Source organism: Thetidibacter halocola (assembly GCF_018224955.1).
GTDB classification, from domain to species: Bacteria; Pseudomonadota; Alphaproteobacteria; order Rhodobacterales; family Rhodobacteraceae; genus Thetidibacter; species Thetidibacter halocola.
Map to the genome: position 1 here is coordinate 179,299 of NZ_JAGTUU010000002.1, position 14,879 is coordinate 194,177.

A 14,879-nucleotide genomic window follows, 5' to 3' on the forward strand; every position below is an offset into this window, starting at 1 on the left:
ACCAACAAGACCAACACGGAGAAAGACACATGAACTTCAAGGGAATCGCAGCAGCGGCGGCCATGTCACTGGCGACGCCGGCCTTTGCGGCGGACGAGGTCACGCTGCAACTGAAATGGGTCACGCAGGCCCAGTTTGCGGGCTATTACGTGGCGCTCGACCAGGGCTTCTACGAGGAAGAGGGCCTGACCGTGAACGTCCTGCCCGGCGGTCCGGACATCGCGCCGACGCAGGTGATCGCGGGCGGCGGCGCCGACGTGGTCGTGGAGTGGATGCCGGCCGCCCTGGCAGCGCGCGAAAACGGCCTGCCGCTGGTCAACATCGCGCAGCCGTTCAAGTCGTCCGGCATGATGCTGACCTGCTGGAAGGATGCCGGGATCGAGACCCCCGCCGACCTGGACAACCGGACGCTGGGCGTCTGGTTCTTCGGCAACGAATACCCCTTCCTGTCCTGGATGAGCAGCCTTGGCATCAAGACAGATGGCAAGATGGAAGGCAGCGTCGAGGTGCTCAAGCAAGGTTTCAACGTCGACCCGCTGCTTCAGCGCCAGGCTGATTGCATCAGCACTATGACCTACAACGAATACTGGCAGGTGATCGACGCGGGCGTCGCCCCCGAGGAACTGGTGACGTTCAAGTACCAGGACCAGGGTGTCGCCACGATGGAGGATGGCCTGTACGTGATGGAGGACAAGCTGTCCGACCCGGCCTTTGTCGATCGCATGACCCGCTTTGTCCGTGCCTCGATGAAGGGCTGGAAATGGGCCGAGGAGAATCCCGAGGACGCGGCGATGATCGTGCTCGACTATGACGAGACCGGCGCCCAGACCGAAGCGCACCAGATCCGCATGATGGGCGAGGTGGCCAAGCTGACCGCAGGTTCGAACGGCACGCTGGACCCGGCAGACTACGAGCGCACGGTGGCGACCCTGCTGGCGGGCGGATCCGATCCGGTCATCACCAAGGCGCCCGAAGGGGCATGGAGCCACGCCATCACCGACGCCGCGCTGAACTGATCGCGACAACGGAAAGGGGGCCTGCGGGCCCCTTTTCTCATGCCGGTTGACCGCGGCGCATCCGGTCTGGCAGACTCCGTATGCAGATTGTGCGCACGGGGTGGCCGCCATGACTCCCAGACAGCTTTGCCAGGCCGATCTTGTCCGGCGCATCCTGACTCTCGACCTGCCACCGGGTACAGAGATGGACGAAACGCGCCTTGCCGCGCAATACGGCCTGTCCCGGACACCCCTGCGCGAGATCTTTCGGGACCTCGCGGGCGAGGGGTATGTCCTGCTCAGCCCCAACCGCGGCACGCGAGTCGCACCACTGGATTTCGCGGCGCTGCGGGTGTTTTTCCGCTCGGCCCCGCTGGTCCATGCGGCGGTGGCGCGGATGGCGGCGGAGTATCGGACCGAGGCGCAGGTCGAAGATCTCTGGTCGGCCCAGCGCGCCTGTATCGCCGCGACCGAGACTGATGCCATTGCGCTGGCCGATCACCGTTTTCACCACGTCATATGCGACATGGCGGCGAACCCTTACCTTGCGCCCAGCCATGGGCGGCTGATGATCGACCACGCGCGATTGACCGTGGGCACGGCACGGTCAAGCGCCAAGAAGGAAAAGAAGGCGCAGAAAAAGGCGATCCAGCACCACGAGGCGCTTATCGAGGCCATCGTCGCGCGCGATCCCGATAGCGCCGTGGCGGTGACGCTGGCCCATTGGGACCTGGAACGGGGCCGGTTTGACGGGATCATGGCAGGCGACCCGGCACCGGACCTGTCCGTCATGCAGGACGCTCCGTAAGCCTCAGTCGTTGCCGCCGTACGCGGTCCGGGCAAGATCGCTGAGGATCGGGCAATCCGGACGGTGATCGCCTTGACACGCGTGGATCAGGTCGGACAGCGTCTCGCGCATGGCGTGCAACTGGGCGATCTTTTCCTCGATCCGATCCAGGTGGTCCTGCGCCACCCGCTTTACGTCCGCGCTGGCACGCCCGACATCGTCATACAGCGCCAGCAGCGTGCGGCAATCCTCGATGGTAAAGCCAAGCGTGCGTGCCCGCGCGACGAAGGTCAGGCGGTGCAGGTCGGTCTCGGTGAAGTTGCGATAGCCATTGGGGTCGCGTGCAGGCGTGACCAGCCCGATATCCTCGTAGTATCGGATCGTCTTTGCCGGAAGATCCGCTCGTTCCGCCACGTCTCCGATGTTCATGCCTGTGCCTCCTTCAGCCTGGCATCCTGCGGTTGTGGCCCGGGGGCCTGCGTCTGCCCGATCCGCCGCAGCCGCAGCGCGTTCGACAGGACAAAGACCGACGACAGTGCCATGGCACCTGCGGCCAGCATCGGTGACAGCAGAACGCCCGCCACCGGGTAAAGCACGCCCGCCGCCACCGGGATCAGGGCGGTGTTGTAGGCAAACGCCCAGAACAGGTTCTGCCGGATGTTGCGCATCGTGGCGTGGCTGACGGTCAGCGCGTCCGCCACCGCCTCGATCCGGCCCGAGGCCAGGACCACGTCGGCGCTTTCGATGGCGACATCGGTGCCGCTGCCCACGGCGATGCCGACCTCGGCCTCGGCCAGTGCGGGCGCGTCGTTGATGCCGTCACCGACAAAGGCCACCGCGCCGAACCGGTCGCGCAGGTCGCGCACCGTGTCGAGCTTGCCGCCCGGAAGGACACCGGCGATTACCTCCGAGATGCCAAGCTCGGCGGCGATGGCCTGGGCCGTCGCCTGCGTGTCACCGGTGATCATCGCCACAGTCAGTCCGCGCGCCTTCAGCCCCTTGACCAGACCTGCGGCGCCGGGACGCAGCGTGTCGGCCACGGCAAGCGCGCCGGCCAGTTTGCCATCGACGGCGACGACCACCGCTGTCTGCCCGCGCGTGGCGATGCCGTCCAGCGCGCCGCGCAGTTGGTCGGTTGCGATGCCCTCTTCCTCCAGCAGGCGGGCGCTGCCGATCAGCAGTGTGCGCCCCTCGACCGTGGCGCGCAGTCCCTTGCCGGGCACCGCCTCGACCGCGTCGGGTCGGGTCACGCTCTCGGCGGCGCGTTCCAGCGCGCGGGCGATCGGGTGTTCCGAGCCCGACTCGGCGCTGGCGGCCAGGCGCAGCACCTCGGTCGCGTCAAAGCCCGCGGCGGGGAATTGCGCCACCAGTTCGGGGCGACCCTCGGTCAGGGTGCCGGTCTTGTCGAAGGCCACGACGCGCACGCCCTCCAGCCGTTGCAGCGCGTCGCCCTTGCGGAACAGCACGCCCATCTCGGCGGCGCGGCCGGTGCCGACCATGATCGAGGTCGGCGTGGCAAGGCCCATGGCGCAGGGGCAGGCGATGATAAGGACAGATACCCCTGCGACCAGCGCAAAGGACAGGCCAGGGCCGAACAGCAGCCATGCGGCGATGGTCAGTGCCGCGGCGCCGATCACGGCGGGCACGAACCAGCGCACCACCCGGTCGACCAGCGACTGGATCGGCAGCTTGGCGCCCTGCGCCTGTTCCACCATCTCGATGATCCGGGCCAGCATCGTGTCTGCGCCCACGGCGGTCGCGCGGAACCGCATCGCGCCCTGTCCATTGACCGATCCGCCGACCAGAACCGCGCCCTGCGCCTTGTCCACCGGGATCGGTTCGCCTGTCAGCATGGATTCGTCGACATAGGAGCGCCCCTCGAGCACCATGCCATCCACCGGAATCCGTTCGCCGGGGCGCAGGTGCAGGACCTCGCCGACCTGCACGGTATCGATCGCGGCCTCGGTCACCACGCCGTCGCGTTCCACGCGGGCGGTGGCGGGGCGCAGCCCGGCCAGACGCCGGATCGCCGCGCCGGTGCGCGACTTGGCCCGCGCCTCGAGGAAGCGGCCCAGCAGGATCAGCGTCACGATCACGGCGGCGGATTCGAAATAGACCGCCGTCGCGCCGTCGGGCAGCAGCGCGGGCGCGAACAGCGCCACGGCGGAATAGGCCCAGGCGGCCAGAGTTCCCAGCGCTACGAGCGAATTCATGTCAGGCGCGCCCTTGGCCAGAAGCGGCAGGCCGATGCGGAAAAAGCGCCGCCCCGGGATCGCGAGGACCGCCGTCACCAGCACGAATTGCAACAGCCACGAGGTGCCCTGCCCGATGGTCATCGCAACCCAGTGGTGAAAGGCCGGCACCAGGTGGCCGCCCATTTCCAGCACGAAGACCGGCAGGGTCAGCGCGGCGGCCAGGATCAGGTCGCGCCGCAGCTTTTCGGTTTCGGCGCTCTTGCGCGCCTCGGCCTCGGCGCTGTCGTCGGAAACCGGCTGTGCGTCATAGCCGATGCCGCGCACCACTTGCGCCAGCGCCTGCGGCGTGGCCGATCCGCGCAGCAACGTGACCTCGCCCCGTTCCGTCGCAAGGTTCACATGGGCAGTCAGGACGCCGGGAACCGAGGTCAGCGCCCGTTCGACCCGCCCCGCGCAAGAGGCGCAGGTCATCCCGCCGATGGACAGCGACACGCGCCCCTCTGCTGCTGGATAGCCCGCGTCCTTGAGTGCGGCGCGCAGACTGTCGGGCGTGCCGCCCTCGACCTGCGCGGTCCTGGTGGCAAAGTTGACGGTGGCCGACTGCACGCCTTCGGCTGCCTGAAGCGCGCGTTCGGCGCGTCCGGCGCAGCCGCCACAGTTCAGCCCCGTTACCTCGAATCGAATCGCGTTATCGGCCATGACGGCCTCCCTGCGTTGCCCGGATCAGTCTCGGACATACACATAGTCCCTCCAGTCACTGGAAGGTCAAGGGTGGTGGCATCGTTGCAATGCGCCTTCCGCAGGGTCGTTTCAGAGACCCGCGTCGGCCTCGATCTCGCGCCGGGACTTCCTTGCGCGTTCGGTGGCCGATTTCAGCTGGCCGCAGGCCGCCATGATGTCCTCGCCGCGCGGCGTGCGGATCGGGCTGGCATAGCCGGCCTTGTAGATTATGTCGGCGAATTTCTCGATACGTTCCCAGTCCGACCGCTCATACGGGGCGCCGGGCCATTCGTTGAACGGGATCAGGTTGATCTTGGCCGGGATGCCGGCGATCAGCTTGACCAGCCGCCGCGCGTCGGCGTCGCTGTCGTTCACGCCCTTCAGCATCACGTATTCAAACGTGATCCGTTCCGAGTTCGACAGGCGCGGATACTCGCGAAGGGCGGTCAGCAGCGTCTCGATGTTCCAGCGCTTGTTGATCGGCACCAGCCTGTCGCGGACCTCGTCAGTGGTGGCGTGAAAGGACACCGCCAGCAGACAGCCGATTTCCTCGGCGGTGCGGGCGATTTCCGGCACGACACCGGAGGTGGACAGCGTGATGCGGCGGCGCGACAGGGCGATCCCCTCGCCATCCATCGCAATCTTCATCGCGTCGCGGACGTTCTCGAAATTGTACAGCGGCTCACCCATGCCCATAAGCACGATATTGGACAGCAGGCGCGGCCCGTCCTCTCCGGTGCCGACACCGGGCCGGGGCCACTCGTCCAGGTCGTCGCGGGCCAGCATGATCTGCCCGACGATCTCGCCGGCGGTCAGGTTGCGCACCAGTTTCTGCGTGCCGGTGTGGCAGAAGGAGCAGGTCAGCGTACAGCCGACCTGGCTGGAAATGCACAGCGTGCCGCGATCCTCTTCGGGGATGTAGACGGTTTCGACCTCGTGTCCGCCGGCGATCCGCACCAGGTATTTCCGCGTGCCGTCTGCGCTGACCTGCTTCGAGACGATCTCGGGCAGGGCGATCTCGAACTTGTCGGCCAGCAGGGCGCGATAGTCCTTTGCCAGGTTGGTCATCCGGTCAAAGTCGCGCACGCCCCAGTGATACAGCCACTGCCAGATCTGGTTGACGCGCATCTTCAGTTGCTTGTCCGGCGTCCCGGCTGCTGCCAGCGCGTCGCGCATGCCATCGCGGGTGAGCCCGATCAGGTTCACCTTGCCGCCCTCGGGCTGCTTGCGGGGAATGGTTACCACGTCCTGCGTGATCGTCATGGCGCGCGCTCCAGCGAAAGAAGACTGGCATATAAGGGATTCGGCGGAGAAACCAAAGACCTTGTAAAGGCGGGTCACGGCATCTTCGGCCCGGCGGGCTTTGCATGGCGGCGGCGAATGCATAGATAGACGAAAACAGGGCAGGACGCGATGAGCTGGTTCAGCAAGGTCATGTCGTCGGTTTCGACGAAAAGCGCACAGCAGGCGTTCGACGCCCCGCTTGCGCCTGATCGTGCCTTCTATGCCGTGGGCGATATCCACGGCCAGTTTCACGCGCTCGACTCTTTGCTGAAGAAGATCGAACAGACCGAAGATATCGATCCTGTGATCTGTGTCGGCGACTACATCGACCGAGGCGAGCATTCGGCCCACGTCCTGACCTGGCTCAAGCACCTGACAGAGCTTTACCCGGAGTTGTTCCTCTGCCTGATGGGCAACCATGAACGGATGTGCCTGAATTTCATCGACGATCCTGACAGCCACGCGGAACGGTGGCTGCGTTACGGCGGCTTGCAGACCTTCTACAGCTTCAACCTGACGGTGCCACCCGGCGAAAGCCCGACGGCCCTGCGCGACAAGCTGGTCGAGGAAATGGGACAGCCGATGATCGACTGGCTGCGCGACCTGCCTTTGCACTGGCAGTCGGGCAACGTGGTGGTCACCCATGCGGGTGCCGACCCCGACCTGCCGATCGACCTGCAACCCGAACGTGTCCTGCTGTGGGGGCACCCGGAATTCGCGCGCAAGCCGCGCAAGGATGGAATGTGGGTCGTGCACGGCCACACAATCGTGGACGAGCCGATGGCGCAGGCCGGCCGGATCGCCGTCGATACGGGGGCCTACGCCACCGGGCGTCTGACTGCGGCGCACGTGTCGACTTCGGGTGTGCGCTTTGTGCAAAGCTGACAGTGAAATGTTGCCGTTTGGGCACGAGTCGGGCTGAAAAGGGGCGGGAGTGCTGCGATTGCAGCCTCTCTATTCAAAAGCGACCTTGACCGGGGTATCAAGCACGCAACGCGTGGACTGCGTCCGCCTTGCGGTGGGGTTTGTCGACTTTCGGACTTGTGGGGGCACGATGAAGAAGACCTTTTCTATCTCCGCGGCACGGGGGCCGTTGCAGTTCTCGAAACTCGCCTTCAAGGCAGTTTCGGTCTCGCTCATGCTGACCACGGCGGGATGCGGCGTGACCTATTTCAGCCCCGAGGTCACGACGCGCGATTCCGTCACGCCGGTCCGCGTGGTCGCCCTTACCCCGGAAACCGTCGCGGCGGCCAACGCGTCGGCCTATGCGCCGCGCAGCCTGCCCGAGGTGTTTTATGCCGCGGCGGGCGGCGGTTCGACCGGGGCCTATGGCGGCCTGCCGGCGGAACCCTTCCTGCCCAATGAGACACCCGGCGAGATCGAGTTCCGGCCCCTGCCCGACATCGACCCCGGCCCCTACCGGATCGGGGTGGGCGACGTGGTGCTGTTGGCGACGCGCGGCTCTGCCACGACGATCGAACAGCTGTCGGGCCTGATCAACGCGCAAAGCCAGCGTCAGGGCTACACGGTGCGCGACGACGGCGCGATTGCCATCCCCGAGGTCGGCACGGTCGACATCGCCGGACTGACGATCCCCGAGGCCGAGGACAAGCTGTTCCAGGTCCTGGTGCAAAGCCAGATTGACCCCTCCTTCAGCCTCGAAGTAGCCGAGTTCAACTCGCAGAAGGTCGCGGTCGGCGGGGCGGTCGAGCGGTCGGCGCTGGTTCCGCTGACGCTGAACCGGCTCACGCTGTCGGATGTGATCGTCGCTGCGGGCGGGATCGACGCCCGCGATCAGGAATTCGCGACGATCCGGATCTACCGGGACGGGACGCTGTACCAGATCCCGGTCGAGATGTATCTCTCGCGCCAGGATCTTCAGAACAAGACGCTGCTGAATGGCGACGCGGTTTACGTGGATACCACCTACGACCTGGACCGCGCGCTGGAGTTCTATCGCAGCCGGATCGACGTGATCTCGCTGCGGAATTCGGCGCGCAGTTCGGCGCTGAACACGCTGAACACCGAGATTTCCATGCGCCGCGCCGCGCTGGACGAACGGCGCAGCCTGTTCCGCAGCCGACAGGACCTGGATGCGGTGGAACGCGACTATGTCTATCTCAGCGGCGAAGTGGCCAATCAGTCGCGCTTTGCCCTGCCCTTCGACCGGCAGGCCACGCTGGCGGATGTCCTGTATGAGAATGGCGGTTTCAAGACCGTCACCGGCGACCCGTCGCAGATCTACGTGCTGCGCGGCAGCGCCGACCCGGATCACATGGGCGCGGTGACGGCCTATCACCTGGACGCCAGCAACGCGGCGAACATCGTGATCGCGACGCGTATGCAGATGCGTCCGAACGACGTGGTCTTCATCGAGGAACAGCCGATCACCAAGTGGGGCCGGTCGCTGCAACAACTGTTCCCGGTCCTGACCCGGAACCTAGAAAGCGCCCTGTGATCGCGCCGCTGGCGGCGATAAAGCATATGTGAGCACAAGGAAAAGGCAGCCGGATCGGCTGCCTTTTCCTTGTGTCAGGTCGGGGTGAGGGCTGGCAGGTCGGGCTGTCAGGCTCCGGCGCCACGCACCACGACACTCAGCGTTCTCCAAGCGATCCACAGTTCCAACTGGACGCTCGAATGGCTGATGTAATACAGGTCGGCGGCAACCTTGCGACGGGTCGCCTCGACACCAACAGCATAGCCGACCTCTGTCTGCGCCAGCCCGCTGATGCCGGGGCGCACGACATGACGCTCGCGATAGCCTGGGATTTCCGACAGGAAGTGGATGGCGTGGTCATAATAGTCGGGTCGCGGTCCGATCAGGCTCATGTCGCCCTTCAGAACGTTCAGGACCTGCGGTAACTCGTCGATCCGGGTCTTGCGCATGAAACCGCCAAGCGGCGTGATGCGATCTCTCTCGAGCGAGTCATTTGCATTTCGCTGGATCGTGTCGATTTCCCGCATGCTGCGGAACTTGATCGCCGGGAACGGATTGCAGCTGCGGCCCATCCGTTTCTGCACGTAGAACAGGGTTCCCGGATTGTAGAGCGGGTTCAGGATCAGAAGCAGCAATGCGACCAGTCCAATGACCGGCAGAAGCAACGCAGCCACGATCAGATCGAAGCTGCGTTTGAAAATGGAGAAAACCAGAGTGCCTCTGTCGGTGCGGGCTCTCAGTCGCTTGGCGACGCCCGGCAGCGAAGATGAATCCAGAAAAGCTGTGTCAAACAAGTCGATACACCCCGACAGCATGATGCGAGAACGGCTGCGTCACGGTTCAGGGGTATATTTAACGCATCGTTAAAGTCAATTAACGGTTTGTGAATCCAACAGTTTTCTAAAATTGGGGTTAATTTTGTCGCAAATCCGGTCAGTCGTGCACAGCGAACAACCTGGGGTTGTTCACGCTTGTGACACATCGGTCGTGCTGCGGTTTAGTGCAGGTTTCGGAACACCCGTAAAAGCTGGCCTAGACGCCCGACCGTGCCCTGCGCCGGTTGTTCAGCTGGCGCAGCGACTCTCCGCTTCTTCGTAGGCGGCGGTAAACCCGAGCAACGAGAAGGTATCCTTCGTTGTTGTCCCGCGGGCCGAAACCGCAGTCAGGACTGCATTGGCGCCACGCTTCATCGAGGTGATCATCTTGGCGTCGTCCTGCGGAGTCGCGGGCCAGGCCCACTCGCCCTCGGTATAGAGCTCGAACTGCGTGCCATCGACCTCGACATTGACAGTCGAACCGTTGGCGAAAGGATAGCCGCCGGTAAAGGCGATCTGGCCCGAGACGCCGGCCCCGGGTCGGAAGAACACCATCAGCAGGATCTCGCCCCGCGTCACGGCGACGACGCGGCCATCCTTGGTGTTGACGCTCTCCTTGTAGGTGGTGACGGCCCAGCATTCGCGGGGATTGTCACCCTCGAATACCGACCAGTCGGTCATCGCATCGACGCGATTGGTGCTTTCCTGTTGCGCCTGCGCGATCGTTGCCGCGCCCAGCGACAGGACGAAGGCGCACGCGCCGACCACCCGACCAAGCCCTGATTTCATGTTCCAGCCTCCAGCTGTCCGTGCCTCAACATGGCGGCAGGCCTGTCTTTTCCGGCTGCTCGCCGCCGCAGGAGCGCCACCGCGCGCTTTTCTCTCGACGGCGCGAGAATAGCCTGAAAGAAACGCGGCGTGAAAGCCCCGTTGGCAGAAAGTTGCTCAGAGATGAGGTGTCGTGATGGGATCGCCTGATACGCTTGTCGAGGTCTGGCGCGGACCCTTCGCCGAAAGCGTTCATTCCGGTCATGCGGTGATCTGCGATGGTACTGGACAAATCGTGCAGGCCTGGGGCGACCCGGCCGCGGTCGTCTTGCCACGCAGCTCGTCCAAGATGATCCAGGCGCTGCCGCTGCTGACCTCCGGCGCGGCGGACGCGGTCGGGCTGGACAGGCGACGGCTGGCGCTGGCCTGCGCCTCGCACCAGGGCGCGACGATTCATGTCGAGGCGGTGGCCGACTGGCTGGCCGAGATCGGCATGGGCGAGGATGCGCTGCGCTGCGGTCCGCAGGTTTCGCGCGACGATGACCTGCGCGACGCGATGATCCGCGCGAACGAGGCGCCCTGCCAACTGCACAACAACTGTTCCGGCAAGCATGCCGGGTTCCTGACGCTGGCGCGGCACCTGGGCGCCGGGCCGGAATACATCGAGCCCGACCACCCCGTGCAGCGCGCCGCGCTGGAGGCTTTCGAGATGACGACCGGAGAGACCAGTCCCGGCTTCGGTATCGACGGCTGCTCGGCGCCGAACTTTGCCGCCACGATGCAGGGCATGGCGCGGGCGATGGCGTGGTTTGCGGGTGCGAACACGCGCAGCGATACGGCCTCGCAGGCGGCGGCGCGGCTGGTCGAGGCGATGATGCTGCATCCCGAGATGGTGGCGGGCGAGGGGCGCGCCTGCACCCGGCTGATGCGCGCGGCGTCGGAACCCGTGGCGCTCAAGACCGGGGCCGAGGGCTACTTCGTGGCGATCCTGCCCCGGCGCGGCATGGGCATCGCGCTCAAGATCGCGGACGGGGCGACGCGGGCCTCCGAATGCGCGATCTCTGCGATCCTCGTGCGGCTCGGCGTTCTGGACCCGGCGAACCCCGAGGTGCAAGCCTTTCTCAACCCGCCCGAGACCAACCGTCGCGGCATCGTGGTCGGCGACATCCGGCCTGTGTCTGGCCTGGCGGACGGAGGCGGGGTCTGACCGGCCTAGGCCGGGTGGAATTCGGCGCGCGGATAGCCTTGCAGATACAGCAGCGCGCTGAGGTCGCCGTGGTTCACCCGCAGGTCGCATTGCGCCTGCACCGACGGCTTGGCGTGCAGCGCCACACCCATGCCGGCCCGGTTCAACATGCCTAGATCGTTCGCCCCGTCGCCCACCGCGATCACATCGGCCTCTGTGATGCCCAGCCGGGCGGTGATTTCCTCCAGCGCCTGCACCTTGGCCTCGCGCCCGAGGATCGGTTGTGCCACGGTGCCGGTCAGTGCGCCATCCGCTATGTGCAGCGTGTTGGCGCGGTTTTCGTGGAACCCCAGCATCGCCGCGACCCGCGTGGTGAAGGCGGTGAACCCGCCCGACACCAGCGCGGTATAGCCACCCGCCGCCTTCATCGTGGCGATCAGCTCGGGGCCGCCGGGCATCAGGGTGATGCGTGTCTCGACAACGCGGTCGATGACCCCGGCGGGCAGGCCGCGCAGCAGCGCGACGCGCTCGGTCAACGCGCCCTCGAAATCCAGCTCTCCGTTCATCGCGCGGGCGGTGATGTCCTTGACCCGCGCGCCGACCCCGGCCTCGTCGGCCAGTTCGTCGATGCATTCCTGCCGGATCATCGTGCTGTCCATGTCGGCCAGCAGCATCCGCTTGCGGCGGCCCGCGGCGGGAAGCAGGTTCAGGTCGGCCAAGCCGCCGATCTCGGCGCGCACCGTGTCGAAATTCGTCGGCTGGCTGGCCACGGGAAACTCTGCCGCTTCATCCGGAGAGAGCCATGTCGCCTCACCGCCACCCATCGCGTTGCGCAAGGACTCCACCAGCGCGGGATCCAGCGTTCCGGGCTTGGCGATAAGAGAAACGATGAACATGGGGTGGGTTCCTTGGCCGGGGTGTTGCGCGGCTTGTAGGGCAGGAACCGGGCGGGGAAAAGCGTGCCTGCGCAGTCAGAAGACCGTAGGCGCGGGACCGTCGCCGCCCGACCGCACCCAGTCATGGACACGCGCCACCTGGCCCGCCTTGCGCGACCACAGGAAGTGGTCCTGCACCCTCTGCCGCGCGGCCCGCGCCAACGCGGGCAGGGCCGAGGGATCGTCGGCCAGTGCGCGCAGCCTTTGCCCGAAAGCCTCGACGATCTGCTGACGGTTGCCGCAGGGAACCTTCAGGCCCGTCCCTTGCGTCACCAGTTCACCCGGCCCGGCATAGTCGACCACCAGCGGCACGACGCCCAGCGCCATCGCCTCGAGCACGACGCCGCCGCCGAATTCGCGGATCGACGGAAAGGCCAGCAGGTGACAGCGGCAGAGAATGTCCTGCACCGCGCCATGTTCCTGCCAGCCGTGAAAGGTGACGCCCTGCCTGATCTCCAGTGTCTGCGCCTGCGTCTTGAGCCAGGGCAGCATCGGCCCGTCACCGATCAGATCGAGATGCAGGCCCCCCTCGCGGATCAGCGGGGCGGCGGCCTGCAAAAGCATATCCGGCCCCTTGTAGGGCACCATCCGACCCACGAAACCGGCCCGCAACATGCCCGAGGGCGCGGCAACCCGGTTGAACCGCGCCGGGTCGATGCCGTTCTCGGGCAGGTAGACCGTCTTGCCCCGATACCGCGCCGGGATCTCGGATTCCGTGTGGCGCGACCCCACGAGGATCGCCGCCGCGTCGCGCAACGTCGCGTCCCGCCCGGGCAGCAGCCTGTAGGCAGACCGCAGGCGGCTCAGCCATTCGCGTTCGGCCAGCATCTCTGCCTCGAAACCCGGTGGCCAAGGCACGCCGCCATTGAGCGGACCAAGGACAAACGGCACCCCCGCCTTGGCGCAACGTGCGGCCAGCGGCGAAGCAATTGTGGGCGAGAGCGGCGTGATGCGGTGAACGATGTCGTATTCCCCGCCTCGTATCGCGTCGCCGAAACGCCGCCAGACCAGCCGTTCGAACCAGGGATAGGACAGGGCGTTGATCGCCTGCACCATGGTCCAGCCTTTGCCTTCGCCCATGCGCAGGGCCTCGGCCAGTTTCCACATCGGGCGGGCCAGAGCCTCGGAGTCGATGGCGGTGAAGTCGCGCCCCTCGACCAGTCCGGCGCGGAGGATGGGATCGCGGTTGCGGACCTGCGTGACCAGATGCACATCCGACACCTCGCGCAGCGCCTGCGCCAGCGACCAGCCCACCAGCGGCACGCTGACCCAGTCGGGGTTCGCTGCCTCGGCGATCGCCAGGACACGCCGCCTCACAGGATCGGTTTCCATTTCAACGTTGCGTCGGCGCGGCGCAGGTTCAGCCGTTCGCGCCGCAACTGCTCGGCATAACCGGTCAGCGCCCCCGCGATCAGCCAGGTCAGCGGCGTCAGCGTGGCGTTGGGCAGCATGTCGAAGACGTTGACCGCCAGGATCAGTGACAGCGGTGCGATCCACGGCGATACCGTCCCGGCCCGTGCTAGCGCGGATTCGCGCCAGAGCAGCAGGATGGGAAGCACCAGCAGCCCGAATTCCGCAAGGAAGCCGATCCAGCCATAGACCCCGATCACGATGATCCAGCGCCCGTCCGTCACCGTCAGGATGCGGCCCGAAAACGGGTCAAGGATGTGGTTCCGACCCCAGCTTCCCCAGCCGAAGACCGGCTTTTCATAGGCGCGTTCCAACAGCGTGTTCTCGTTGTCAAACCGGAATTGCAGCGAATAGGCGCGTTCGGGGTCGATGCTGGCCGCAGCCGCCAGCAGCCGATCCTGCGGCACCAGGTCGGCACCTTTGAGCACGGGATAGCCGATGGCCAGCAGTCCGATCAGCAGCGCCACGCGGATCTGCATGCGCCTGCCCAGAAGCACCACCACCGGCACGAGCAGTGCGGCAAAGATCATCGCGCCGAGCGATTTCGCCAGGAACAGCACCATCAGCAGGTAGGCCGCCCCGGCGAGATAGCGGAACCGGTTTCCCGCCTCGGCCTGCCGCCAGAGCGCGAGGGTGGCGACCACCGCCGTCATGCAGAAGAACGCAACCCACAGCCCGTGATACAGGAAGACCACCGGGCGATAGCCGCCAAACCGGATCGATTGGGCGAAATAGTGCTGGAAATACCCGTAGATCCAGTTGTTCAACTGCGGCGATAGGCGGACCTCGATCAGCATCAGGACAGAGTATACCAAGCCGCCGATCATCAGCGCGCGCAGCATCTCGCGCTGCGCGTCGGCACTGGCCAGGAACTGCCGCGCCAGAAGGAAGGGAACGATCAGCAGGAACTGCTGCACCATCAGCGCCAACGCATCCTTCACCCCCAGCCCCGGCAGGCCGATCTGGCCGAAGAACACCGCCTCCTCGTTGGTCATGACGGTCAGGATCGGGGACAGGACGAAGGTCAGGACCAGCGCCTTGCCTATCAGGCTGTCGGGCAGGATCGGCCCATCGTAGCCATAGCGCCAGAGCGCTATCGCCAGGGCAGCCAGCGCGGGGATGTTGTGCTTGTTCAACGGCGGCATCAGCGGCAGGTCAAAGACCGCGGGCGGTTCCGGCAGGAACAGGTAGCCCAGCAGCAACGACCAGATCAGCGCGCGCGCTGGTGTCAGCCGCCCGTAAAGGGCGGCCACGACCACCGGAAAGATGGCCAGCGCGAGAAAGGCGATCGGGTTGGGCATTGGCCCTCGCGGCTCCTGTCAGTTGCGGTTTACCATCGCGCTGCGG

General features: G+C 65.9%; 13 protein-coding genes. 5 read left to right on the top strand and 8 right to left on the bottom strand.

Annotation, left to right across the window (positions count from 1 at the left end; translation table 11 throughout):
- The first annotated feature begins 29 nt into the window (after nt 1-29).
- Nucleotides 30-1,016 carry an ABC transporter substrate-binding protein gene (locus KB874_RS05125; RefSeq protein WP_212535484.1) on the top strand — a complete coding sequence of 329 codons (987 nt, stop codon included), beginning with the start codon at nt 30-32 and terminating at the stop codon, nt 1,014-1,016.
- Between the two features lie 109 nt (nt 1,017-1,125).
- On the top strand, nt 1,126-1,803 hold the full coding sequence (locus KB874_RS05130; RefSeq protein WP_212535485.1) for a GntR family transcriptional regulator: 678 nt from the start codon (nt 1,126-1,128) through the stop codon (nt 1,801-1,803).
- A 3-nt stretch (nt 1,804-1,806) separates the two neighbouring features.
- Here KB874_RS05130 and cueR read toward each other — a convergent pair whose 3' ends face one another.
- The 3 genes from cueR to rlmN form a co-directional block, all read right to left on the bottom strand.
- Nucleotides 1,807-2,211: a Cu(I)-responsive transcriptional regulator gene (gene cueR, locus KB874_RS05135; RefSeq protein ID WP_212535486.1), complete on the bottom strand. Its 405-nt coding sequence runs from the start codon at nt 2,209-2,211 to the stop codon at nt 1,807-1,809.
- Complete coding sequence (locus KB874_RS05140; protein WP_212535487.1) at nt 2,208-4,676, bottom strand: heavy metal translocating P-type ATPase; 2,469 nt, start codon at nt 4,674-4,676, stop codon at nt 2,208-2,210. Before KB874_RS05140 ends, cueR begins: the two co-directional genes overlap by 4 nt.
- Before the next feature lie 111 nt (nt 4,677-4,787).
- Nucleotides 4,788-5,960, bottom strand: a complete 1,173-nt coding sequence (gene rlmN, locus KB874_RS05145) for a dual-specificity RNA methyltransferase RlmN (protein ID WP_212535488.1) — start codon at nt 5,958-5,960, stop codon at nt 4,788-4,790.
- A gap of 150 nt (nt 5,961-6,110) precedes the next feature.
- Between rlmN and KB874_RS05150 the strand changes: the two genes are divergently transcribed.
- Nucleotides 6,111-6,866 carry a metallophosphoesterase family protein gene (locus KB874_RS05150; RefSeq protein WP_249200280.1) on the top strand — a complete coding sequence of 252 codons (756 nt, stop codon included), beginning with the start codon at nt 6,111-6,113 and terminating at the stop codon, nt 6,864-6,866.
- Between the two features lie 169 nt (nt 6,867-7,035).
- The gene (locus tag KB874_RS05155; protein WP_212535489.1) at nt 7,036-8,439 is read left to right on the top strand and encodes a polysaccharide biosynthesis/export family protein; all 1,404 of its coding nucleotides are present in this window, start codon (nt 7,036-7,038) and stop codon (nt 8,437-8,439) included.
- Nucleotides 8,440-8,546: 107 nt separating this feature from the next.
- On the opposite strand, the gene KB874_RS05160 is transcribed toward KB874_RS05155, so the two are convergent.
- Nucleotides 8,547-9,212, bottom strand: a complete 666-nt coding sequence (locus KB874_RS05160; protein ID WP_249200281.1) for a sugar transferase — start codon at nt 9,210-9,212, stop codon at nt 8,547-8,549.
- Nucleotides 9,213-9,482: 270 nt separating this feature from the next.
- A complete protein-coding gene (locus KB874_RS05165; RefSeq protein ID WP_212535491.1) occupies nt 9,483-10,022 on the bottom strand; it encodes an invasion associated locus B family protein in 540 nt (179 codons plus the stop codon).
- A 175-nt stretch (nt 10,023-10,197) separates the two neighbouring features.
- Here KB874_RS05165 and KB874_RS05170 point away from each other — a divergent pair, with 175 nt between their 5' ends.
- Nucleotides 10,198-11,208, top strand: coding sequence for an asparaginase (locus tag KB874_RS05170; RefSeq protein ID WP_212535492.1), 1,011 nt, complete (start codon nt 10,198-10,200; stop codon nt 11,206-11,208).
- A 5-nt stretch (nt 11,209-11,213) separates the two neighbouring features.
- Here the strand turns inward: KB874_RS05170 and serB are convergent, their stop codons facing one another.
- The 3 genes from serB to KB874_RS05185 all read right to left on the bottom strand — a co-directional run bounded on the left by serB (nt 11,214) and on the right by KB874_RS05185 (nt 14,833).
- Nucleotides 11,214-12,083, bottom strand: a complete 870-nt coding sequence (gene serB / locus KB874_RS05175; protein ID WP_212535493.1) for a phosphoserine phosphatase SerB — start codon at nt 12,081-12,083, stop codon at nt 11,214-11,216.
- Between the two features lie 75 nt (nt 12,084-12,158).
- A complete protein-coding gene (locus KB874_RS05180; RefSeq protein WP_212535494.1) occupies nt 12,159-13,454 on the bottom strand; it encodes a glycosyltransferase family 4 protein in 1,296 nt (431 codons plus the stop codon).
- Entirely contained in the window at nt 13,436-14,833 is a 1,398-nt protein-coding gene (locus tag KB874_RS05185; RefSeq protein ID WP_212535495.1) for a hypothetical protein, read from the bottom strand. The genes KB874_RS05180 and KB874_RS05185 overlap by 19 nt, the downstream gene beginning before the upstream one ends.
- Between the last annotated feature and the right edge of the window lie 46 nt (nt 14,834-14,879).

Bases quoted from the DNA above. Each gene is read 5' to 3' on its own strand.
- KB874_RS05155 (WP_212535489.1), top strand. From the start codon at position 7,036: ATGAAGAAGACCTTTTCTATCTCCGCGGCACGGGGGCCGTTGCAGTTC.
- rlmN (WP_212535488.1), bottom strand. From the start codon at position 5,960: ATGACGATCACGCAGGACGTGGTAACCATTCCCCGCAAGCAGCCCGAG.
- KB874_RS05130 (WP_212535485.1), top strand. From the start codon at position 1,126: ATGACTCCCAGACAGCTTTGCCAGGCCGATCTTGTCCGGCGCATCCTG.
- KB874_RS05140 (WP_212535487.1), bottom strand. From the start codon at position 4,676: ATGGCCGATAACGCGATTCGATTCGAGGTAACGGGGCTGAACTGTGGC.
- KB874_RS05180 (WP_212535494.1), bottom strand. From the start codon at position 13,454: ATGGAAACCGATCCTGTGAGGCGGCGTGTCCTGGCGATCGCCGAGGCA.
- KB874_RS05185 (WP_212535495.1), bottom strand. From the start codon at position 14,833: ATGCCCAACCCGATCGCCTTTCTCGCGCTGGCCATCTTTCCGGTGGTC.
- KB874_RS05165 (WP_212535491.1), bottom strand. From the start codon at position 10,022: ATGAAATCAGGGCTTGGTCGGGTGGTCGGCGCGTGCGCCTTCGTCCTG.
- cueR (WP_212535486.1), bottom strand. From the start codon at position 2,211: ATGAACATCGGAGACGTGGCGGAACGAGCGGATCTTCCGGCAAAGACG.
- KB874_RS05125 (WP_212535484.1), top strand. From the start codon at position 30: ATGAACTTCAAGGGAATCGCAGCAGCGGCGGCCATGTCACTGGCGACG.
- KB874_RS05170 (WP_212535492.1), top strand. From the start codon at position 10,198: ATGGGATCGCCTGATACGCTTGTCGAGGTCTGGCGCGGACCCTTCGCC.
- serB (WP_212535493.1), bottom strand. From the start codon at position 12,083: ATGTTCATCGTTTCTCTTATCGCCAAGCCCGGAACGCTGGATCCCGCG.
- KB874_RS05150 (WP_249200280.1), top strand. From the start codon at position 6,111: ATGAGCTGGTTCAGCAAGGTCATGTCGTCGGTTTCGACGAAAAGCGCA.